General features: G+C 55.6%; 19 protein-coding genes. 11 read left to right on the forward strand and 8 right to left on the reverse strand.

Going from position 1 to position 22,737, the window contains the following annotated elements; genetic code table 11:
* Positions 1-348, reverse strand: a 348-nt coding sequence (locus RSSM_RS34565) for a hypothetical protein (protein ID WP_236620986.1), incomplete at its 3' end; no start/stop codon positions are given.
* Between RSSM_RS34565 and RSSM_RS06365 the strand changes: the two genes are divergently transcribed.
* Complete coding sequence (locus RSSM_RS06365) at positions 347-2,023, forward strand: hypothetical protein (RefSeq protein ID WP_044301411.1); 1,677 nt, start codon at positions 347-349, stop codon at positions 2,021-2,023. The genes RSSM_RS34565 and RSSM_RS06365 overlap by 2 nt on opposite strands.
* A 344-nt stretch (positions 2,024-2,367) precedes the next feature.
* Positions 2,368-4,644, forward strand: a complete 2,277-nt coding sequence (locus RSSM_RS06370; protein WP_008675784.1) for an arginine/lysine/ornithine decarboxylase — start codon at positions 2,368-2,370, stop codon at positions 4,642-4,644.
* 34 nt (positions 4,645-4,678) lie between these two features.
* Here the strand turns inward: RSSM_RS06370 and trpC are convergent, their stop codons facing one another.
* Complete coding sequence (trpC, locus tag RSSM_RS06375) at positions 4,679-5,461, reverse strand: indole-3-glycerol phosphate synthase TrpC (protein ID WP_044301425.1); 783 nt, start codon at positions 5,459-5,461, stop codon at positions 4,679-4,681.
* Between the two features lie 595 nt (positions 5,462-6,056).
* Here trpC and RSSM_RS06385 point away from each other — a divergent pair.
* The 4 genes from RSSM_RS06385 (at position 6,057) to RSSM_RS06405 (ending at position 12,177) form a co-directional block, all read left to right on the forward strand.
* Positions 6,057-7,982, forward strand: coding sequence for a caspase family protein (locus RSSM_RS06385; RefSeq protein ID WP_236620987.1), 1,926 nt, complete (start codon positions 6,057-6,059; stop codon positions 7,980-7,982).
* A gap of 501 nt (positions 7,983-8,483) precedes the next feature.
* On the forward strand, positions 8,484-9,170 hold the full coding sequence (locus tag RSSM_RS06395; RefSeq protein ID WP_008675789.1) for a Crp/Fnr family transcriptional regulator: 687 nt from the start codon (positions 8,484-8,486) through the stop codon (positions 9,168-9,170).
* Between the two features lie 440 nt (positions 9,171-9,610).
* Complete coding sequence (locus RSSM_RS06400; RefSeq protein WP_081613704.1) at positions 9,611-10,648, forward strand: TVP38/TMEM64 family protein; 1,038 nt, start codon at positions 9,611-9,613, stop codon at positions 10,646-10,648.
* Entirely contained in the window at positions 10,645-12,177 is a 1,533-nt protein-coding gene (locus RSSM_RS06405; RefSeq protein ID WP_008675791.1) for a mercuric reductase, read from the forward strand. The genes RSSM_RS06400 and RSSM_RS06405 overlap by 4 nt, the downstream gene beginning before the upstream one ends.
* A 61-nt stretch (positions 12,178-12,238) precedes the next feature.
* Here the strand turns inward: RSSM_RS06405 and RSSM_RS06410 are convergent, their stop codons facing one another.
* From RSSM_RS06410 to RSSM_RS06425, 4 genes are all read right to left on the reverse strand, one after another.
* Positions 12,239-12,418 (reverse strand): hypothetical protein, encoded by a 180-nt coding sequence (locus RSSM_RS06410; RefSeq protein ID WP_044301415.1) that lies wholly within the window; start codon positions 12,416-12,418, stop codon positions 12,239-12,241.
* A gap of 220 nt (positions 12,419-12,638) precedes the next feature.
* On the reverse strand, positions 12,639-13,952 hold the full coding sequence (locus RSSM_RS06415; protein ID WP_008675794.1) for a DUF1559 domain-containing protein: 1,314 nt from the start codon (positions 13,950-13,952) through the stop codon (positions 12,639-12,641).
* A gap of 746 nt (positions 13,953-14,698) precedes the next feature.
* Entirely contained in the window at positions 14,699-15,082 is a 384-nt protein-coding gene (locus RSSM_RS06420; protein WP_044301417.1) for a hypothetical protein, read from the reverse strand.
* Positions 15,083-15,479: 397 nt separating this feature from the next.
* Positions 15,480-16,073, reverse strand: coding sequence for an NADPH-dependent FMN reductase (locus tag RSSM_RS06425; protein ID WP_044301419.1), 594 nt, complete (start codon positions 16,071-16,073; stop codon positions 15,480-15,482).
* Between the two features lie 470 nt (positions 16,074-16,543).
* Here RSSM_RS06425 and RSSM_RS06430 point away from each other — a divergent pair, with 470 nt between their 5' ends.
* On the forward strand, positions 16,544-16,966 hold the full coding sequence (locus RSSM_RS06430; protein ID WP_044301421.1) for a hypothetical protein: 423 nt from the start codon (positions 16,544-16,546) through the stop codon (positions 16,964-16,966).
* Between the two features lie 269 nt (positions 16,967-17,235).
* Here RSSM_RS06430 and RSSM_RS06435 read toward each other — a convergent pair whose 3' ends face one another.
* Complete coding sequence (locus RSSM_RS06435; protein WP_044301428.1) at positions 17,236-17,715, reverse strand: universal stress protein; 480 nt, start codon at positions 17,713-17,715, stop codon at positions 17,236-17,238.
* 310 nt (positions 17,716-18,025) lie between these two features.
* On the opposite strand from RSSM_RS06435, the gene RSSM_RS06440 reads away from it, so the two are divergent.
* Positions 18,026-18,385, forward strand: a complete 360-nt coding sequence (locus RSSM_RS06440) for a SpoIIAA family protein (RefSeq protein WP_008675802.1) — start codon at positions 18,026-18,028, stop codon at positions 18,383-18,385.
* 146 nt (positions 18,386-18,531) lie between these two features.
* A complete protein-coding gene (locus tag RSSM_RS06445; protein WP_008675803.1) occupies positions 18,532-18,993 on the forward strand; it encodes an Hsp20/alpha crystallin family protein in 462 nt (153 codons plus the stop codon).
* 192 nt (positions 18,994-19,185) lie between these two features.
* Here the strand turns inward: RSSM_RS06445 and RSSM_RS06450 are convergent, their stop codons facing one another.
* Positions 19,186-20,274: a dihydroorotate dehydrogenase-like protein gene (locus tag RSSM_RS06450; protein WP_044301429.1), complete on the reverse strand. Its 1,089-nt coding sequence runs from the start codon at positions 20,272-20,274 to the stop codon at positions 19,186-19,188.
* A gap of 322 nt (positions 20,275-20,596) precedes the next feature.
* Here RSSM_RS06450 and RSSM_RS06460 point away from each other — a divergent pair, with 322 nt between their 5' ends.
* A complete protein-coding gene (locus RSSM_RS06460) occupies positions 20,597-21,667 on the forward strand; it encodes an HlyD family secretion protein (protein ID WP_008675807.1) in 1,071 nt (356 codons plus the stop codon).
* Positions 21,664-22,737: ATP-binding cassette domain-containing protein (locus RSSM_RS06465; protein ID WP_008675808.1), on the forward strand; the 1,074-nt coding region annotated here is incomplete at its 3' end. The genes RSSM_RS06460 and RSSM_RS06465, both read left to right, overlap by 4 nt.

Here is a 22,737-nt window from a genome sequence, read left to right on the forward strand (position 1 = left end):
CATCAGGAGTGCACCGTCATTAAGAGCGTAGCGGCGTCGAGAGGAATCGGTGGAATGCGTTTTTTTGCGTTTTTCTGAAACCGGTGAAGCAAATTCTGGGTAATCAAGGTTGGTTACCGAACGGCGACCGAACAAACATGAATCGGCGGCAAGATGCTTTTCCGCCGAATTATGAATTGCCCAGCTTGCTTCGAACCCCCACGACCGTAATCTTACCGGCGGCGCTACAATGGCCCGGCGGTTGTATCGCCGTCGTTTTCGATCTGTAAAAAACTCAAAGGATGTTTTCGTGAGACGTTTGTTTGCCCCTAACCTTTCCTTCCGATCGGTTGCCTTGGCGGCCGCCATGTTGGCCACCACCGCGGCAACGTTGCTGCCCGGGAACAGCCTTTCCGCTCAGGATGCTCTTGCACCGGCACCGTCCGGATCCGCGGATGCGGCTGCCACGACCGAACCGGTTGTGATCGTGACGCTCGGAAGCGTCAATCAACTGACACAGGATTTCAACTACCTCAGCGGCGCGTTGGGCCAACCGCAATTTGGTGGAATGTTCGCGATGATGGCGGGCACGTTCACCCAAGGTGTCGATACCAGCCAACCGGTCGGTGTGTTGGTGCCATTGGTCGACGGAACGCCTGAGCCGATCGCTTTGGTGCCCACCGCCGATGTGAAGACAGTGCTCAAACGGCTCGAAGCACAAACCGGTCCTGCTGACGAACTCGACGATGGGACCCTCGTGGTCGCTGTCGGTGCGAACACGATCTTCATCCGGCAGGTTGGTAACTGGGCGGTTCTCGCACGCAACCGCAGCGTCTTGGATCAGGCACCCGCCGATCCGTCGGCGGTGATTTCGCAAATGGGGTCAGACTATGACCTTGCGATTCGTTTGGACATGCAACAAATCCCCGCTCCGATTCTCGACGCGTTGATCGCACAACTGCGTCAGGGGTTCGACCAAGCGATGGCTCGTCAGGGTGGTGACGACGCAGAGGCCGCTCGGCAATACGCCCAGAATTCGATGGCCCAGCTCGAACAGGTCATCAGCCAAACTGACGACTTGATGATCGGTATCGACGTCGACGCAACCGGACGACGGATCGTGATCGACGGATCGTTCACCGCGATCCCGGGTACCAAATTGGCACAAATCTATGCCGACCAAAAACCGATCCCGTCGGCGTATGCCACCGTCGTTCGTGATGACGCAGCCGCCTACGTTCATGCCGCCGCTTCGGTCAGCCAGGAAACCGTCGAACAGGCTCGCGGAAGCATCAAGGGGGCTGTCGAAATGGCCAGCAAGGCACTCGGCCAATCTGACGAACTGAGTGAATCGGAAGTCGGCGAAGTCACTGAAGTGATCAACCGGATCGCCGACCTCATTCTGGAGTCGTACGAAGAAGGCAAACTCGACGCGGGTGCGTTGCTGTTGACCGATGCCGGATCGATGAAGTTCGCTTTCGGTAGCTTTATCGCCGACGGTGCCGAAGCCGCGTCGATTGTCAAAGACATCGCGAACAAGCTGCAAGGTCACCAAGACGCACCACGATTTGAGTTCGATCGCGATACCTATCGCGGTGTCACCATGCACCTGATCGAAGCAGATGTGCCTGCCGAAGAAGATGAAGTTCGCAAGATCTTCGGCGACACCGTTCGCGTTCACGTCGGAACGGGGGAAAAGTCCGTGTACGTTGCCTTGGGCGACCAAAGCGTTGATCTGATGAAGGAAATGATCGACGGTGCAGCGACCCCGGTTGCCGCCGGTGACGATCTGGCCCGCATCGAACTGAACCTGATGCCGATTCTGCAGTACGCACAGTCGGTTGAATCCAACGACGCGATCGCTTCCATGATCGATGCCCTCTCGCGTGCCGACGACGCCGGTACCCTTCGCATCGTCAGCAAAGCGATCGATAACGGTCAACGCAGCCGTATTGTCCTCGGTGACGGTTTGCTGCGGGCGATCGGCGGAGCGGTTCGTGAAGCTCAGATGAAGAAAATGCAACAGAACAACGGCCAGTTCTAAGGCCGTTTTCGATCGCTCGCCGGTCTAGAGTTTTTTGACGTTTGGCGTGTCGGATCGCCGCGGCTGGATTCGCCTAAATTCAGTCCACCGAAGTCTGGCGACATCGTTTTAAAAACGCTCAAACCGGCTCGCAAACCTTGTTCGTAAACTCTGTTTGCAAATCGCATCAACTGCCTGCACGATGTTTGCCATCGTGTCAGGCAGTTTTTTTATGCGCCGAGAGAATTTGCAACGACGTTCTCACCGGCTAAACAAATACAAAATCCTGAAGATTTATCGTATTGCATGTGGACCAACAACTCGTAGAATTCGCGGCCCAAATTTAACCGCTCCTAAGGTCGCACATGAGATTTCGATTTCCGATCCTGATCATTGACGAAGACTTCCGTTCCGAGAACGCGTCCGGTTTAGGAATTCGTGCCCTAGCCGAAGCGATCGAGGAGGAGGGGGCCGAAGTGATCGGGGCAACGAGTTACGGTGATCTTTCTCAGTTCGCCCAACAACAATCGCGCGCCTCGGCGTTCATCCTATCGATCGATGATGAAGAGATTCTCTCAGGTGATGACGATGAGGGACCGGCCATCGCGACGCTGCGTGAATTCATTCAAGAGATCCGTTTTAAGAACAACGATATTCCGATTTTCTTGTATGGCGAAACCCGAACGTCGTCGCATATCCCCAACGACATCCTGCGTGAACTCCATGGGTTCATTCATATGTTTGAGGACACGCCGAAGTTTGTCGCTCGTCATATATTGCATGAGGCGCGGGCGTACACGGACTCGTTGGCTCCTCCTTTCTTTCGTGCGTTGATGGAGTACGCCGCCGACGGATCGTATTCGTGGCACTGCCCAGGGCATTCCGGTGGCGTTGCGTTTTTGAAGAGCCCTGTCGGTCGGATGTTCCATCAGTTCTTTGGCGAGAACATGTTGCGCGCCGACGTTTGTAACGCGGTCGAGGAGCTTGGTCAGTTGCTCGATCACACCGGTCCGGTGGCGGCATCGGAGCGGAATGCCGCACGGATCTTCGACGCCGATCATTGCTTCTTCGTGACCAACGGCACGTCGACATCCAACAAGATGGTGTGGCACTCGACGGTTGCATCGGGCGACATCGTGGTCGTTGACCGCAATTGTCACAAGTCGATTTTGCATTCGATCATCATGACCGGTGCGGTGCCTGTCTTCCTCACTCCGAAACGGAATCATCTCGGTCTGATCGGACCGATCCCGTTGGAAGAGTTCCATCCGGAGAACATTCAGAAAAAGATACAAGCGAATCCGTTTGCCCGCGCCGCTCAAGAGGCACACCCAGATCGCAAACCGCGGATACTCACGATCACGCAGTCGACCTATGACGGCATCGTCTATAACGTCGAGATGTTAAAAGAACTGCTCGACGGTGAGATTGGCACGTTGCATTTCGATGAAGCCTGGTTGCCGCACGCGACCTTTCATGATTTTTACCAGAACATGCATGCGATCGGTCGCGGTCGGGCGACGTGTGAGGAGTCGATGGTGTTCGCCACTCATTCAACCCACAAGTTATTGGCGGGGATCTCTCAGGCCTCGCAGATTTTGGTCAAAGAGCCAAGGAATCATAAGCTAGATCGGCACGTGTTCAACGAAGCCTATTTGATGCATTCATCGACATCGCCGCAGTACGCGATCATCGCCTCGTGTGATGTTGCCGCCGCGATGATGGAACCGCCCGGCGGGACCGCGTTGGTGGAAGAGTCGATTCTGGAAGCATTGAACTTTCGTCGTGCGATGCGCAAGGTCGACGCGGAATGGGGCGACGATTGGTGGTTCCAGGTTTGGGGCCCGGACGAGATTCCGGATGCCGACATCGGCAGTCAGGAAGATTGGATTCTCAAGGCAGACGACGAGTGGCATGGATTCGGGAAGATCGCTCCCGGTTTCAATATGCTCGATCCGATCAAAGGAACGATTGTCACTCCAGGTCTGAATCTCAACGGTCAGTTCGCCGAGACCGGCATCCCGGCGTCAATCGTGACGCGTTACCTCGCTGAGCACGGAGTGATCGTCGAGAAGGCGGGGTTGTATTCCTTCTTCATCATGTTCACGATCGGAATCACAAAAGGCCGATGGAACACACTCGTCAGTGCGCTGCAGCAGTTCAAGGACGACTACGACAAAAACGTTCCGATGTGGAAAATTCTTCCGGAGTTCGTCAGCGAGTTTCCACAGTATGAACGAATCGGTTTAAGAGACCTGAGCCAGTCGATCCACGAAACCTACAAGGAAAACGACATCGCCCGGGTGACCACGGAAATGTACCTGTCCGATATGGCTCCGGCGATGAAACCGTCCGACGCGTACGCGATGATGACACACCGTGAAATTGATCGTGTGGAGATCGATGATCTACTCGGGCGGGTGACTGCGGTCTTGTTAACCCCTTATCCGCCGGGGATTCCATTGTTGATCCCGGGCGAGTGTTTCAACCAAACGATCATTGAGTATCTACGGTTTGCTCGCACGTTCAACGCAAAGTTCCCTGGTTTCCACACCGACATCCATGGCTTGGTCGAAGAGACCGTTGACGGTCGCAAGCACTACTTCGTTGACTGCATCCGGATGCCGAGCAACAACGTGTAGTTGTGGGAGTGTTGGTGTCCCCTTTGGAGGTTGCTTAGGTTTTACCGAGAAGCGTTCGCGTCGCTTGGGTGATGTTGGGCTGTCGCATGAGTGACTCGCCAACGAGGATGCCTTTGACGCCTGCTGCTTTGAGGTGCAGGACATCGGCGTGGGTGCGGATGCCGCTCTCGCCGATGACTAAACGATCCGACGGAATGTTCTCGGCCAGGCGGACGGTGTGTTCGAGATCGGTTTGGAACGTTCGCAGGTCACGATTGTTGATGCCAACCAAACGCGTCTGGGTCGCGAGGACGGCATCGAGGTTGTTGGGTTCGAAGAGTTCGATCAGGGTCTGCAGTCCGAGGTCGGAGGCTTTTTTATCGAGAGATTGCATCTCTTCCGGTGAGAGGCATTCGGCGATCAGCAGCACCGCATCGGCACCCGCTGCTCGGGCCTGCAGCAATTGGTACTCGTCGATGATGAAGTCTTTTCGCAGGATCGGCAGGTCGACACATTGGCGTACTGCACGCAGGTAGTCGAGCGAACCTTGAAAGAATGGTTCGTCGGTCAGCACGCTGATGCATGCGGCACCGCCGTCCTGATAAGCGGCGGCAATGTCCGGTGGCGAAAAGTCTTCGCGGATCAGGCCTGCTGACGGGCTCGCTCGTTTCACTTCAGCAATCAATTGAACTTCATCACCGACCGCGAGAGCCGCGTGAAAGTCGCGACACGGAGACATGGTCGCGATCGCAGTGCGTAGTTTCTCGGCGGAGACTTGGTTGCGGTCTCGTTCAATAGTGATGCGTGTCTTTACCAGGATGTCGTCGAGAATCGTCACCGAGAAAACCTGCTGCGTGTCGTGGAGGGTTGCGTGTTGTGGAGGATTGTAGGCCGGAAGGGAGGTTCTGTTCGATGGGATTCCTGACGTGAGTTGTTGGAACGCACCGATTCGAACTTGGTGCTGCGTCGTCGAATTTGAACATCGCAGAGTCGGCCAACGCCTCAATCATGATCGTTGGAGGGTTTTTCGTAGAACGTATCTGAGAATCCGGGAAGGGCAATTGGGCGACTCGAAATTGGTCTCGGCGATGGCCGACGAGAGTCCTGTTCGGTTCGGCGGCGGACACTCGTCTGAGCTGTCTCGTGTTCGCTGTTCGGTGGGGAGTCGGCCGAGGACGTGTTCGGAAAGTTCGTGTTGTTACAGACAAAACAGCCGATTTGCCGCATTTTCGCAAAAAAACGTTCGGAAGCTGTCCGGATATAAAACGGAACCCTATGTTAGGGGGTAGGCAGCGCCAGATGTGTGCCCGCACCGCACTGCAGATCACCCCGCCACAAGCTCTCGAAACCGATTGGTCATCGCGATGTTAGCCGGACGACTTTCTCGCTCTTTTTCCCGATTCCGTGATGGCTGCCGAGTTGCCCTGGTGGCGATGAGTACGATCTTCGGAATTGCTGCGAATCTACATGCCGAGTCCATGCATGCTTTGGTTATCGGAAACGCGGCGTATCCTGAGGGCAGATTGGTCAATCCGGCCAATGACGCTCGCCTGATGGATAAAACGTTGCGAGAATTGGGGTTCGAGGTGACTACTCGCATCGATCAAACCCAGGAACAGATGGACCGGGAGATCGCCGATTTTTGTCGCCGGGTTCCTAAGAACGGTTTGGCGTTCTTTTTCTTTGCCGGGCACGGCCTGCAAATCAACGGCGAAAACTACCTCGTGCCGGTCGATGCGAAAATCCACGATGCGGTCGCGGTGAAGTACAAAACCGTGTCGCAGAACTTTGTCATGGATTCGCTCGATTCATCATCGAGCAACATGAACGTGGTGGTTCTCGATTGTTGCCGAGACAATCCATTCCAACGTGCATGGAAACGCAGCATCCGTGGACGTGGTTTGGCTCCGACGAGCGTTATTCCCGAAGGGACTTTGATCGCTTACGCGACCGCGCCCGGCCATACCGCGCTCGACGGCGAGGGAACGAATTCGCCGTACACGCTCGAGTTGGCCAAGGCTTTCTCGCAGCGTCCTGCGTCGGGACTGTTGTTGCGAGACGTGTTCTTCACGGCCAGTTCCGCAGTCAAGAAGGCGACCGGCCAGCGACCTTGGTTGAACCTGGACGCCTCGCTCGACGCCTTCTACCTGCGTCAGCCAAACAACTTGGCATCGCGTGAGGAAATGGATGAGGTCGTTGAGCGAATCGAATCCGGTGAACCGTTAAGTCCGAGCATCGCCTCGTCGGAGTTGCCCGCCCCTGCCGGAGACTCAGACGACACCAAACCGGCGGCCAAACCGACCGCTCAACCCATCACCATGGACGAGGGAGCGATCAAGTCAACCAACCAAGCCCCGCAAAGTCATTCGTTGGTTCGTCAAGCCAACACGTTCCTTTATGAAGGTGATTATGACTTGGCAATTGACGCCTTTTCGGCATTGATCGGCGACTCCAGTATTCCCGAAGCGCAACGCCGAAAGATGCGCAAGAGTCGAGGTGTTGCCTATCTCGGACGGCGCGGATCACGCGACATCGAGCGAGCCATCGTGGACTACAAAGCATCGGGCTCGAAAGGCGTTCATATGTCGATCATGGCCGATCAAGCCAACCTGAAAGTCGGAACAGAGATCAAAGCAACCATTCGGAAAAACCAAATCGCATTGGTGACCCTTTCTAAGGGAGATTGGTTGTGGATCGAATCCGTTCAAGATGACAGGAGCATCCAAGGGTGGGTGAACAAGTCTGTGTTCACGCGAGCAACGCAAACCGCGAAACAATTTGCCTCCGACTCGGCGACCTCGGGCGGGACGAAACGCAATGAGTCCAAGCCGATCGTTTCGTCACAGCCGATCAGTTCGTCGCGTCCGGTTCAGGGGAATCATGCCATGAGTCAAACGACCCAAAGCTTTTCTTCCGGAATTCCTACGCAATCGAGTACGGTCTCGCCCGGCTCTTCATCGAGAGTGATCACCAACCAGGGCGTGGTACAGTCGGTGCCGATGCAAAGTTCCGGCCAGTTTTCGTCGTCGCAGTTTTCGCAAAACACGATCCCGCAATCGTTCACGCAGAACGGGCAAAGCCAGCCAACGCGAACCTATTCAAATCAATCGTCGAGCCAATTCCAATCGCAGCAACCTAGTAGCCAGTCGTCGAATCGGTTCTTTCAGAACAACGGTTTCCTGAATTCGAATCAATCCCGACAAAGTTCGTCGCGGTCGAATACGCCAAGTGGTGCGGACGGCTTTACGAAGAAGTTCATGGAGCGAAACGGCGGCCGTCCACCGAGCATCTGGCAAACGCCGAAATGGGAATCGCCCGCCGAGATTCGACGTCTCAGGGCAAAGGGATTGGTGCGATAGCCCCGCAGTATTGCTCCTGTAAGACCTTCTCTCTTGGAGGGGAGCAGGCCTGCTCCGGACAAGGGGGTGAGGCGGTTCTCATGAGATGGGACGCAAAACACAGCGGAAAATTCCGCCGAGCGTATTCTGCGTGAAACGCTTGTAAAAAGGCGATGTCGTCGTCCATCTGGGATGTCTTCTTAGCCAAATCGCCAAAGCCGTGGCGGGCTGAATCGGGCGATGCCCATCCACTCACAGCAACCGACGGATTGGGGATTGCTGTGACGTGTGAGCGAACCTTTCGCCGCCGGTCTATGAAAGATTGAGTGAAGCGTCGTCTAAGTCATCCAACGTGAAGGAGGTTTGTGTGACGAATATCTGCATGGTGCTATTGCGCAGGATTGGAATCGTTGAACGCTTCGTTGCTGAGTCAACGGTCGAGTCGCCGGTTGGGGCAACCGTGGTGGTCGCAGTTGTTGCGACGCCTGTAGCGAACAACGTGCGTCGTTGCGACTCTGGCGTATGACGACAAACGAGTTTCTCGCGTGTCTCGATCCCGATCAATTGCAACGACTCGAGGCGTCATCGCGTTATCGAACGTTTGCCGCGCGCACCCCCGTGTACCTTCCGAGCGAACCGGCCGATAGTGTCTATCTGCTCGTGGAGGGATTGGTCAAGGTTTGCAACCTCACCCGCGACGGCAAGCAGGCGATACTCGCGTTCATCGAACCTGGAGAAGTCTTTGGCGAGTTGGCGATCTTCGATACTGATCAACGTGAAGAGTATGTTGAGACGGTTGAAGAGTCGACGGTCATGGTCATTCCGGCCAACGAGTTGGAAGATTTGATGTTCGCGAACCATGAACTGTCGATGGCGATCACGAAGATGATTGGGATGAGGCGACAGAGAATCGAACGCCGGCTCAAGAATCTGCTGTTCCTGTCCAATCGCGATCGGCTGATCCATTTGCTGTTGGACCTGTCGGAGCAATTCGGTGAACCGGAGTCCCATGGAGTTCGGATTCGGCTCAAACTCGCTCACCAGGAGATCGCCAACCACATGGGTAGTACGCGAGAAAACGTCACGATCCTGATGGGGCATTTGCGAGCTGAAGGTTTGGTGTCGGTCGATCGTCGAAGAATCGTGCTGAACGATCCTGAATCGTTGGCTGATGCGGTGAATCGAAAGATCTCACTGCGGGTCGCATAAAGTATTTCACAATGTGTCGTGCCCACTTCCCGTAGCGAAAGTCGCCAGGCTTTTGGTGCTTCACGAGCCCTGCCGCAACTCTTGGCGAGTTTCGCTACCCGAGAATTCAGCTTGGACGCACCACAGGTCATTTTCAAAACCGCTCGGGAAATTCCGGCGCTTCCTGGGGAGATGGAATGCCGCCGCGCGCTATCTTCATCTGGATCTCAATCCGGTACGCGGCTTGCGTGCCTCGCACAGGCATATTCCGGTGAAATCGTCAGCTCGAGAGTGATGCATCGGCGCGATCGTCAGCGAGACTAGGAAGGCTCTGGCCAACGGGGACTGGATCGAACCGTCAAAAAATGGTCGGATCGAGGTAAGAAGACAGGCGGCGAGGCGTCAAATCTTTGACGAGAGAGAATCGTTTATTTGTGTTTTGTGATTGAGTGAGCAATTTGATGGGTAACGGCAGCGGGCCTGCGAGTGGATCGGATGACGATGGCGGCAGCGAGAGTGATCGATCGCGGTCGGCAGCGTACTCAACGTCATCGGGATCGATTCATCGTGTGATTCGATGGGGATCGATTCTTGTGATCGTGGGGGCGTTGTTGGTGACCTTCCGTGCGTTGCCGCTCGATCAGGCGATGTCTGCGCTGAAGAGTTGGATCGAGGGGCTCGGTGTGTGGGGGCCGGTGGTCTTGGTGCTGCTGTACATCGTGGCCACCGTGCTTTTCGTTCCCGGCACGATTTTGACTCTCGCCGCGGGAGCGATCTTTGGTTTGTCGGTAGGCACTGTGATTGTGTCGATTGGGTCGACGGTGGGGGCCTCGCTCGCATTTTTGATTGCCCGCTATGCGGCGCGTGATCGCGTCGCCCAACTCGCCCAGCGGAACCGGCACTTCGGTGCGATCGACCGAGCCGTTGACGAAGGTGGTTGGAAGATTGTTGGGCTGTTGCGATTGTCACCCGCGGTTCCGTTCAATCTTCAGAACTATTTGTATGGTCTGACCCCTGTCGCATTTTGGCCGTACGTTCTGACGAGTTGGGCTGCGATGTTGCCGGCGACGTTTTTGTATGTGTACCTCGGGCATATCACCGGCGTTGCGATCGGCGCCGACCGGGAACGCACATCCGCGGAATGGGGGCTGTTGGCGGTCGGTCTGCTCGCAACGGTGGTGGTGACGGTCTATGTCACGCGGCTCGCCAACGCGAAATTGAAAGAACAAGTCGATGCGCCTGAGTCGGCTGAAGGTGATGGCCGTCCCGATGTCGAAACGGAGGATGCCGATGCCTCCGCTCCTCCGAAGATGTCGAAGACGGTCCTTTTGGCATTCATGGCTCTGATCGCGATCGAGGGCGCGACCTATGTCCGCAGTCACGAAGACGGCCTTTCGACGTCATTGGCAAATTGGTTGGGGACGTCTTCCGCCGCGCCCACTGACATCGCACGACCTACCAATCCGACGCATCCCACTAGCCCCGAAGATTCACCATGAGTGACCTCGTCCAACTGCAACCGCACGATGAGCACAACCGAAATCTCGAAGCGAACGTTCATCCTACCGACTGGCAAAACCCTCAACCGCAGAAGCCTTATCATCTCGTGGTGATTGGTGCAGGCACCGCAGGGTTGGTTGCCGCAGCGGGAGCGGCCGGGTTGGGAGCGCGAGTCGCGTTGATCGAGCGTGACCTCATGGGAGGAGATTGCCTGAATGTTGGTTGTGTGCCGTCAAAAGGAGTGATCAGTGCGGCACGAATCGCCAAGGCGATCAGGACAGCGAACCGTTTCTCAATCAAGGTTCCTCCGGGGACCGAAGTTGATTTTGCGGGCGTGATGTCACGCATGCGAAAGCTGCGGGCAAAGATCAGCCGCAATGATTCCGCCGCCCGGTTTCGCGATTTAGGTGTCGACGTGTACTTCGGGCAAGCGAGTTTTGCAGACTCGCAAACGATTGAAGTCGGCGATACGAAGTTACCGTTCAAAAGAGCTGTGCTCGCGACGGGAGCCCGCGCGTCGGCTCCGTCGATCGAAGGGCTCGACGAGGTCGATTACCTCACCAACGAGTCGGTCTTCTCCTTGACCGAATTGCCCAAACGCATGGGCATTATCGGTGCCGGGCCGATCGGATGTGAAATGGCTCAGGCGTTCTCTGAATTAGGGTCAGAGGTGTTTTTGGTGGAGTCGGAAGGAGGCGTTCTGCCGAAAGAGGACCGTGCCGCCGCCGACGTGGTTCGAGCGTCGTTGGAACGGTCCGGAGTTCGTTTGTTGTGCTGTGGCCGTGAACTGAAAGTGAAAAACAAGGGAGGAATTCGGTTGACGGTCAACTCCCGCGGAGAACACTACGACGAGGTTGTGGATCAACTCTTGGTCGCCGTCGGCCGTGCACCCAATGTTGAAAATTTGAACTTAGAAAACGTCGGAGTGGACTTCGACGAGAACGGTGTGCAGGTGAATGATTACTTGCAAACCACCAATCCGAACATCTTTGCCGCCGGCGACATCTGTTCTCAGTACCAGTTCACTCACGTGGCAGATTTCATGGCGCGGATCGTCATTCAAAACGCCCTGTTTGCGGTGGGGCCTTTTGGCAAAAAGAAGATGAGTGACCTAGTGATCCCGTGGACAACCTACACGTCACCCGAGGTGGCGCACGTTGGTTTGCATGAAAAAGATGCTCAGGAGAAAGGGATCGAAATCGATACGTACACGCAGCCGTTCGATGAGGTCGATCGTGCGATTCTCGAAGGGGATCAGGAAGGCTTTGTGAAGGTGCACACCAAGAAGGGATCCGATGAGATCGTGGGCGCAACCATTGTGGCAGAGAACGCAGGTGACATGATCTCTGAAGTCACCCTCGCGATGTCTCACGGGTTGGGGTTGTCGAAGATCAGTGGTTCGATTCACCCCTACCCGACCCAAGCCGAAGCGATTCGCAAAATCGGCGATCAATTCAACCGAACCCGTTTGACACCGCTGAGCAAAAAAATGCTCGCGGCGTTACAGCGATTGAATGTCGGAACGTAGTCATTCTGGACGTCGTCTCGCGACGATTCGATAGCCGACGGCAACGGATTCGTTCAGCCTATTAGAGGCCTTCGTCGCTGCCTCCTCCTGCCGACGCAGCGGCGGCGTTTGCTTCGATTTGTGCTTGCAATTCGTCTGGTGTCATGTCGGGCTTGATGACGGTGTTAGGAGATTCACTGCATCCGATCGCGGTGATCCAGACGATTCCGCAAAGCAGCGTTGTGATGATTCGGTAGTGCATTTGTTCGGTTCCCGGACGTTTGGAGTTTGTAAAACGTGTCCTCGAAGTCGCCAGATTCCCGGTGATGGAAATCTGGCGATATCGGTATTCAATTGAGTGAGCGGATAGAGAAACCGGCGAGGACAACGAGTGGACCGGTATCCGTTTTCCACGGGAGCCGCGGCCGACACCGAACGGCTCGTGATTTTCTATCCGAATCTTCGAAGAGATTTCGAGCGTATTAAAATTCTTCGTCGATCACTTCGCGAGAGGCCCGAGTTCCTAATGCCCCCCATAGACCGTAGGGGCTTCCTTCGCCGACGGCATTTTCGCTCACGTAGGCTCCGTTGGTCGGTGCCTTCACGGCCAGGTATGGGTTTCCCGCGGATTGGTTTCCGGCTTCGATGGAATCGGTGACAAAACGAACGGCGCCATCTCCCATCAAAACGTGAACGCCCCCTTGGTGGCGACTGCTTGCCGCCAACGGGCCTCCCTCAATACTGATCCATGCCATGTTGCAGGAAGGAGAGTTGGGTGGTGTGACCGAGAAGAATCCGGTGAACATCGGGCCGCAATCCGCCCAACGGAAACCGCGTCGGTTGCCAACGGCACTGGTTGTGTTGATCAAGTTGTTCAAGGAATTGTTTCTGCTCAGGGATGAGCTCCAAAATCTCGGGCGAGCCGGATCGATGCTCGCGCTCTTCGTGCAGACGGTGGGATCATGAACTGCCGAATCACTCGCCGGACCGTTGGTCGATCCGCCTCGCACGATCAACGGGTCGGTGCGATTATCGAGGTCACCCATGTCCGTTGCGATTTCACCGCACATCATGGTATTTGCGAGACCGTCTAGGATGTCGCGGAACTTCATCCGGTTACGTGGAACAAAGACGCCACGGTGCGAGGCCCGTTGTCGTTTGGCGTGCGTTTCGAATTCGAAGCCGTTGGCGGCAGGGTTGGCTCGTTCGATTCCAAAATACCCGTCTCCCAAGCAAGCTGCATAGTTAGTGCGTCCCGCCGCAGGAAGTCCTACACCAGGGTCGCTCGGGCATCGCAGAGTCGGCATCTCGGTCGACCAAGGCACGTAACCGTCTTGGAATCCAGGGTTCGGTCCCATCGGGCTCCATGATCCGGTCATCGTCGTGGCATCTTCGATCGTGAAAATGTTTTCGTTGAGCGGGTTGGAAATTTGCTCCCAGAGTGCTTGTTGTTCCATGAACGGCATCAGGCCGACCAGATAACTCAGGCGAAGTCGATTAACGCCACCGCCCGTATTGATGTTGCCGTTGCCGCTGGTATAGTCGGCATGTCCGACGGTGCCTGTTCGTGGAAACGTGGTTCCGCCACCATGGACAGGCAGTTGTTTGTAGGCGGAGTGATAGTTGTGAATCGCCAAGCCAATCTGCTTGAAATTATTACTGCAGCTCATGCGACGGGCTGCTTCACGTGCTGCTTGCACGGCGGGTAGAAGGAGGCCAACGAGGACCCCGATAATTGCAATCACCACGAGCAGTTCCACCAATGTGAAACCACGATTTGCTTTCTGTTTGGACATCTTCTTTCTCAATTGGAAGCTGATATGAAACGAGCAACGTGCTCTGCGCGACACGTGAATCAGCCTGTAGTCCGTTTTGACACAACTCGTGGGGCGAAGGTCAGAACCATTCACAGGGACGTGAGGTTCAACGTGTCAGTCGAATCTTAGGTGTCTCGGATAATCGCTTATTGGGAGATCGTGCCGCGGTCTTACGGTGATGCGCATAATGGATTTGTCGATCGTATCATCTGCCAAAGTGGTGTGCTTAACGGTTGCTTGTGCGCCTTTCTGTTTTGTGGCTGCTTCGCCGGATAGTGTTTGGCGGGCGGGCCTCGAGAGGGGTTTTGGCAGGAGATGGTAGGGACGATCGCACTAGTCCCTTGGCAGTGGTGAAAACATCACCAAAGATTTCTGTAACTTTTTTCGATGCGTTTGGCAGAAACCGGAAGAGATCGCGAGCAAGGTCCCAGGTCGCTAAAGGAACCTCGGTCTCAATAAAGAATCCGAACTCAAGAAGTCCGGCTCTCGGATTCAGAGGTTGGCTCATCGATGGTCGATCGATAAACGAGCGTCCCCGAAAGGTTCATGGAACCCGTCGGGGACGTGGGGCGTCTCAACCGCGTGTCAGTGGTTAAGGCTGCTTCAATGAATCTATCGGTGAACTAGCTAGCCGCCGTTCCTAGGAGAAAGCCGGTGCGAACACCGACCGCTCGTCGGGGCACCGGCATATTCGAATAGATTCCGAGAGATTGCCGTGGGAGGGTTTAGCGACCGCGGCGGCAGCTACCGCAACGCGAACGTGAGCGCGAGTAACTGTGCGAATACGAAGTTTGGCCACATGTGCCTTGGCTGCAGGAAGATTGCCACTGTGGTGCGGCGTAGTGGTGCGGGGGTGATTGGACCGCGGGCATATAGGTGCTGTACTGCACCGTGCTCGTTTGCGGCACCGAGGTTGGAACCGTGTAGCTTTGCACCGGTTGGGCAACCGTAACGCTGCCTCCACAGTTACCCGAGACGCAACCTGCTCCGACGGGCATTGCCGATACGGAGGATTGATGAGCAACGGTTGTTTGCGCGTGCGTGGTGCCGCACAGTGCGACAAGGGCGACGGAAACGGTGGTGAGCAAAACCTTCAGGGTTGGTTTCATCTTTGATCCTTTTGGGGGGAATCGAGTTCTCGTGGTCGAAATGGCCACTCGGTATGCGGGCATTCTTCCGCGACCGCTCGTTTTGATCTGTGAGGCAAATCACAGGTGCCAAAATTCTTTTGAGATACTCAAACCACCCGGGATCGACCCCAGGTTTCCAACGCAGCATGTTCTTCGTGCAGGACGTAGTGGATCTTGGAAAAGATCCTCATGCAGCAGCATCCTTCACATAATCCACTACCAAAATATAGAGCTGATAGAAACGACACGTGGTGCGTCACGATCAAGAATGAGGGTTCAAGGCCGTAGCGAACGACGCCAAGACTTTCGGTGATTCACGCCCCTTCCCGAAACTCTTGGCGATTTCGCTACCCCAAAATTCGGCTTCGACGCACCATTATGTTTCGTCGGCGGAACTGACTGCTGCGGTGGTGCGGACCAATTGTTCGACGCAGTTGGCGAGCATGGTTTGCTGTTTTTCGACACGAAGGTGGCCGTGTTCGCAGAACGCCGTGTTGGCTTGCGAAAGTGAAAACTGCGACGGTGTTACGAGGACTCCGATGTTGGACAAAATCTCACGAACATGTCGGAGTCCACGAAGCCCACCGAAACCACCCGGCGATGCACTCAGCAAGCCAGCGACCTTTCCTCGATAGGCGGCTAACGGGGCTTCGTCGGCGGAGGACGGCCGCGAAACCCAGTCGAGGGTGTTCTTCAGAAGCGGAGTGATCGAACTGTTGTATTCCGGACATGCGAGCAAGAGCCCGTGGTTCGCGAAGAACAACTCCTTGAGCTGTTTCGCGTTATCAGGGACGCCGGAGTTGGATTCGAGATCTTGGTCGTATAGCGGCAGTGAGTAGTCGGAGAGATTAACCAGCGTTACATCTGCTCCTGCTTCCTTGGCACTGTTGACGGCTACTTGGAGCAAGGTCTGGTTAAACGACCCTTGGCGTGTGCTTCCGGCGAAGGCCAGGATTTTGGGTTGGGGCATGTGCTTTCATTTCATTTTGAGATTGTGAACGGGCGCGAGTGATAGTTTAGGGGATGAGGGAGTGGGCTGTTAATTTCGTGACCAAACAAGACGTGGCAACGCCTCCCGATGATGCAATTTTGTGCAGCTCGGAAGGATTTTGCATGCATCACATGTGACAGGATGCTCACCTGCGGTCGCGCGACATGATGCGCGCCGATGCGCACACTTGCACATGCGGTCCATCGCGATGAGTTTGTAGTCGGGCGAACACGTCGTTCTGTTCGACCTTTGTCGCGAATGAAAGACGTTGTTTTGCTATTCGCTGCGGATGTGTTTGCGGGGTGATAGCGTTTGGTACAGAGGATGCATTTGAAGCTTTCGTTAACCGCGTTCAAAGAGGATGCGGCACGACGAGGCTACCCACCGTGGTTGACGCAATTACGGTCGCGGCGATCGTCACTTCTTTCACTGAACAGGGGACCCGAACCATGTCTGACACAGTCACTAAATTGGACTCCGACTCGGCCGCCGCCATGCATCACGACCATCGTCGATGGGAGAGCGACGTTTCGATGTGGCGGGATGATATCGACAACTGGAAAGACGAACATCGCGAAGCATTCAAAGAGCTCAAGCGGATTGAAACGCGACTGCGCGAGCATGAGACTTCGCTTGAGTCACATTGCAACAGTCTTGATACGCACCAAGCACATACGCTGCAGCATGAACATGACATCGCCACCGATTGTCGAAATCAGAACGCGTTGAACCAGCAGGCTGCCGACGAGCACGCCAAGGAAGCGGAATCGCACCAACGTCTCGCTGACGCTCATGAGCGAATGAAGAAGCATCACCACACCGTCATGGCTCATGTAGCGATGTTGAAAGCAACCCTGGATGCCGCTGTTTAGCAGTCCAGAGAATCAGTCCGAAAACATATCGGCCGGTCCACGTTAGCCGCGGTTTTGATGGGGCAACCCGAGAAGAGCGTTTTGAAAAATAACGTAGCCAGTGTCGCCAGAATTCGTTGTACTGGATTCTGGCGAATCCAGCTACGAGGATTGGATTCGTCAAGTTTCCATAAGCTCAAACGCCCGCCGGCTAATCAGTTTACCGGCCAATCCGTTTGTCGATGTATTCGGATGAAATTGCGACCTGCCGTCGACGATTTCGACTACGTCTAACGTCGCAGAACCAGCACGGGGCAGTGTGCGAGCCGAACCACTTTCTCGGCGACGGACCCGATCACCGACGGACGGTTCGCGGTACGTCCGTGGGACGGGATCACGATCAATTCGGTGCCGTGCTTCGACGCGTATTTGATGATCCCGTCCACCGGATCATCCACCAGGGTGGCAAACTGGATCCCTTGGTGGATGGTGTCGCGGAACATGTTCTGCATGGCTTCGAGAGTGGACTGTTGATGTTGCTCGTTGATTCGCGACACACGTGTGCCCGAGAACGTAGCGGTCCCTAACCCGCCGCCGAGTTCATACCCGCCGTTGTCATCAAAGCCGTACAGTTGGGCGGGGTCGATGACGTGCAGAACGGTTACGTTCTGATTGTCTCCGGCGATGCTGATGGCAGTTTCGATCGCGTTTTCGGAATCTTCTGAAAAGTCGAATGGAACGAGGATCGAGGTGTTTTGAAAGTGGTTCATCGTGACGGCTCGGGATCGGCGGGGAGTCCAGTGATGACGCGCGGTGTCGCCGCGTGTGTGCACCGCGACAGGAACGTGTTGCGGTTGAGACGTGGGCAAGCGACGTACCAAGCAGAACATGCTCGGTTCACCCTGCGATTACGGCAAAGCGTTGTCAATAAACGCACAGTCGCACAACGAGTGCGCGGCAGCGATCGGTTCCAGTTGCGGACAACGGCAACGGGAGAGAGCAAACAGGCCTTGGCACTTGGTTTGCGATTGCGCCTTCGATGTCAAACCCTTCCAAAATGTTCTGAAATAGGAGAACACAATGTCGGTTGAATTGAACGAAGTCGCCCAAGGCAAGTACTTGGAAGTGCACGTGAGTGGCAAACTGGATCGCGAAACCTATCAAACGCTGGTCCCACAAACGGAATCACAAATTGAACGATACGGAAAGATACGCGTGCTCTTTGCGATGCACGATTTTCACGGTTGGGATACCGGGGGGCTGTGGGAAGACATCAAATTCGATGCGAAACACTTTAATGATTTCGAACGGATCGCGATCGTCGGTGATCGGAAGTGGGAACGCGGCATGGCGGTGATTTGCAAACCGTTTACAACCGCGACAGTCCGGTTCTTTGACGAAAGTCATTTGGAAGATGCGAGAGCTTGGTTGTCGGAATGATCGACGTGCGATGGTCAGGCGATCTGCAGAGCGGAATTGAAATCACGAGTTCTTGAAACATTCCCATTTCGACGGCACGCGGAGTGCATATTGTCCGCCCGTTGATCACTCGTTTCTGTTGGTACACTAATAAAGGAGACTGAACAATGTCTGCGAAAGAAAACCGCAAAGAAAAGAAAGCCAACGAAGCTTTGGTAGAAGTCGATCCGATGACCGAATTGTCACAAATCCGTTCCAATTTTGACCGGATGTTGGGCGGCATGCTACGCGGTCACTGGGAAGAGGCATGGAACGCCGGTTGGGGATGCGATGTCATGGACGAGGATGATGAGTTTTGTGTTCGTGCCGAGGCTCCTGGTTTTGAGCCCGACGAAATTGACATTCAAATCAACGGTAACCGGCTCGTGATGCAAGCCGAACATGAGTCCGAATCCGATGACGCGAACGGAAAATCGACTCACCACGGCAAACTGTATCGCGCCGTCACGTTGCCTGCGGATGTTGACGAAGACAAGATTCAGGCAACGTACAAGAATGGAATTCTGGAGGTGCATCTTCCCAAAAATGATGCCGTCAAACCCAAGCGGATCTCGGTAGTGGCGAGCTAGAGCGTTTGGGAGAATGGTATAGCCGATATCGCCAGACTTCGGAGGACTGAGGTCTGGCGAATCCAGCTACCAAGATCGGACGCATCGAATTCTAAGATGCACTCGCGAATCGTCGCCCGATGGGCGGTAGCCGACCCGAATCGCGACTCTTGAACGCCTAGCAGGTGCCTTCACCCGTCAGGCGTTTTTCGTTTACTTCCGATGCCCGAATGCATCACCGTACGAGGCCGGAATCGAAGGCGTCGGGTCGTAGTAGTAGTACGTTGTGGTGGACGCCATGGACGACGAGAGAGGAGGCGATTGCGACGGTGAGGTCAATGGGTCGACATACTCCAAACGCATCAAACGCTGCGGTGTCAATTCCACCGCCGGGCGCAGTTGTTGGAACGCGAGCAAGGAGGGGTGATGGTGGGCCGTCAGGTAACGCCGGATGCCTTGTTGGATGTTGTGAATCACATCGGGCCCCTCCCGGTAGACTTCGGAGGTGACCATCACCACGTCGGCTCCGGCAATCATTGCTTTGATCGCATCTTCACCCGTGCGGACTCCGCCGCTCGCGGCAATCGATAGGTCCAATCCACCGGTTCGAGCGTGCACAAGGCCTTCGAGGATGGTGCCAAGGTAATCCGCCGGTGAGAGTTCCCAGCGAATCGTCCAGTGCATGCGATCCACATTCACGTCCCAGTGGGGGCGGTGTGAGAAGAGCACCACACCGTCCACTCCGGTTTGTTCGAGCTTTCTCGCGATGGACGCCAGGTTGGTGAAGTTTTGGTTGAGTTTGATCGCGATCGGTATTGAAAGTCTTTCGCATAGGTCGCGACTGATTTCGACGAGACGGTCTTCCACGGCATCGGCGGACTCGTTCGGGTCATACATGCCTCGTTGCCAGTTGAACTCCAACGCATCTGCCCCGGCGTTTTGGATCTCTTTAGCGAAGGCGAGCCATTGCCCATCGCTGGCTCCGTTGAGACTGCCGATGACCGGAACGGGCAGGGTTTCTTTCATCCGCTGAATCGTCGGCAGGTAGTTATCGACTCCTCCGTTGTATCGATCTTGTTGCGGTTGGTAGCCGCTCTCGTGGATCGCCGCGACGGGCGCGTCGCGTTTCAACATGGAATAGGTGACTTGCTCTTGCAGGATGCTCGGCAGGACAACCGCGCCCGCACCGGCGTCGCACATTTGTCGGGCGGTTTCCGGTTCGATGGTCAGCGGGCACGCACCGATGATGATGGGAGATCGCAACTCCATACCCAGATAGGTTGTGGTGAGATCGTCGGACATGGTTGGTCTCCCAGTGAGGTGGTTGCTGAAATGTTTGCAGACGCCGTCGAATTGAAGCGAATGCAATCGCCATGGTTCGTCGCTGCTAGCGGTCGTGATGGTCGCAAGGCGTGTTCCTTTGATCAAAGTGCCGCTTTACGCGATCAAACGCATCGCTTTCGGGAAATAGTGTGCGGCAGAACGTGCGATTTCGCTCGCATTGGGCGCCGAGTGACAGGGGGCTTGGTGAAATCTGCGCTGATTCGCGAGTGGTCTTTCTTTTGCGTTGTACGTCGGCGGCCCCTCATCGCTCACAACCCATTTTGGTAATCGAAGTGCTGTCATGTCCAAACGAATTGTTCTGATCGTTGTCGTAGCTCTGATCGCTGGCGGTGGTTGGTATTGGTGGCACTTCACGGAAAATCAGATTGCGGCGAACGCACTGCCACCAGAGTTTGTCTCCGGCAACGGACGGATCGAAGCGGTTCAGGTTGACGTGTCTGCCAAATACGCCGGACGTGTGGTCAGCATTTCGGTCGAAGAGGGCGACATGGTCAAACCAGGCCAGATCTTGGCGCAGCTCGATACCGCGGAACTACAGGCGACGTTGGAGAAGGCGGTCGCCCAGCACGCCGAAGCGATGGAAGCCCTTGTGGAAACCGATGCCGATATCGCTAGTTGTGAAAGCGCGTTGTTGTTGGCCGCGAACAACCTCGAGAGGAGCAAGAAGCTGCTGCAACGCAACGCGACGTCTCGTGAGGAATACGACACTCGAAAAAACCAGCAACAAAAGGCTGTTGCTGCGCTGAAGAGTGCGATGGCTCATCGTCGTACCGCTGAACTGGCGATCGATGCGGCCAACGCCGAGGTCAAACGTATTCAAACGCAGATCAGCGAATACACCTTGGATGCGACCGTCTCCGGACGAGTCTTGTACCGTCTCGCCGAAGAAGGCGAGGTTCTCAGTGCCGGCGGGAAAGTGCTAACCCTACTGGATCTCAGCAACGTGTATATGGAAATCTTTGTGCCTTCGCATGTTGCCTCACAAATGTCGATTCACAGCGAAGCTCGGGTGCAATTGGACGTCGCGCCGCAGTATTTGCTCCCCGCGGAGGTCGCGTTTGTGTCGCCGGAGGCGCAGTTCACTCCGAAACAGGTGGAGACGTTGAAAGAACGTGACAAATTGATGTTCCGGGTGAAGGTGCAGATCGCACGCGAACTGGTCAAACAACATATCGACAAGGTGAAGACCGGTGTTCGAGGTGTCGCCTATGTTCGTTTGGATGAGCACGTGCCGTGGCCCGAACACCTGCGGAACGTGTTCCCCAAAACGACATTGGAAGGCACTGACCAACCCGCCAGCGGTCTCAGTGACGACACCATCGCAAAGGTCACCAGTGCGAGACAGCGATGAACGCAGCGGAGATTACCAACGTCACCCATCGCTACGCGAAAACAATCGCTTTGGACGATGTGACCCTGACCCTTCCTGCGGGAAAGATGGTGGGAATCATCGGACCCGACGGAGTTGGCAAGTCGACGTTGATCGGTTTGCTCTCCGGTGCGGTCCAGATCCAAACAGGTGACGTGCAGGTCTTCGGCGGGTCGATGCGTGAGGGATCGCATCGGCGTGTGGTTTGCCCTCGCGTCGCCTACATGCCGCAGGGGCTCGGCAAGAATCTGTATGCGGAGCTCAGCGTCGAGGAGAACCTGCACTTTTTCGGACGGTTGTTCGGTCAAAGCAAACGGGAACGAGACCAAAGGATCGGACGTTTGCTCGTTGCGACGGGGCTCGCTCCGTTTCGTGGTCGACCGGCGGGAAAACTCTCCGGTGGGATGAAGCAAAAACTCGGGCTGTGTTGCGCTCTGATTCATGACCCGGATTTGCTGATCCTCGACGAGCCGACGACTGGCGTGGACCCGCTCTCGCGTGAACAGTTCTGGACGCTGATCGACGAGATCCGCAGTCAGCGGGCCGGGATGAGCGTTTGTGTGTCGACCGCGTACATGGAAGAGGCCGAACGGTTCGATTGGTTGGTCGCGATGAACGCGGGCAGGATTCTCGACGAGGGAACGCCTGCGGATCTTCGAGGTGACGAATCGACGACATTGGAAGAGGCATACATCCGCATGCTGCCCGAGAATGAACGCGGGGAGGCCGAGCCGCTCCGGATTCCGCCGCTCGATTCGGTGTCAGGACCGCCGGCGATCGTGGCCGAGGGTTTGACTCGGCGGTTCGGCAATTTCACTGCCGTGGATCACGCGAGTTTTGAGATCACACGTGGTGAAATCTTTGGCTTTCTCGGATCGAACGGTTGTGGCAAGACCACCACGATGAAAATGCTGACGGGGCTGCTGCCGGCCACAGAGGGACAGGCAAAACTGTTTGGCAAGGTCGTTGATGCCCACGATCTGCAAACTCGCAAACGCGTTGGGTACATGTCGCAGTCGTTCTCTCTGTACGAGGAGTTGACGGTGCGACAG

Origin of the sequence: Aporhodopirellula sallentina SM41, assembly GCF_000346505.1 — a bacterium.
In the GTDB taxonomy this organism is placed as follows: Bacteria; Planctomycetota; Planctomycetia; order Pirellulales; family Pirellulaceae; genus Rhodopirellula; species Rhodopirellula sallentina.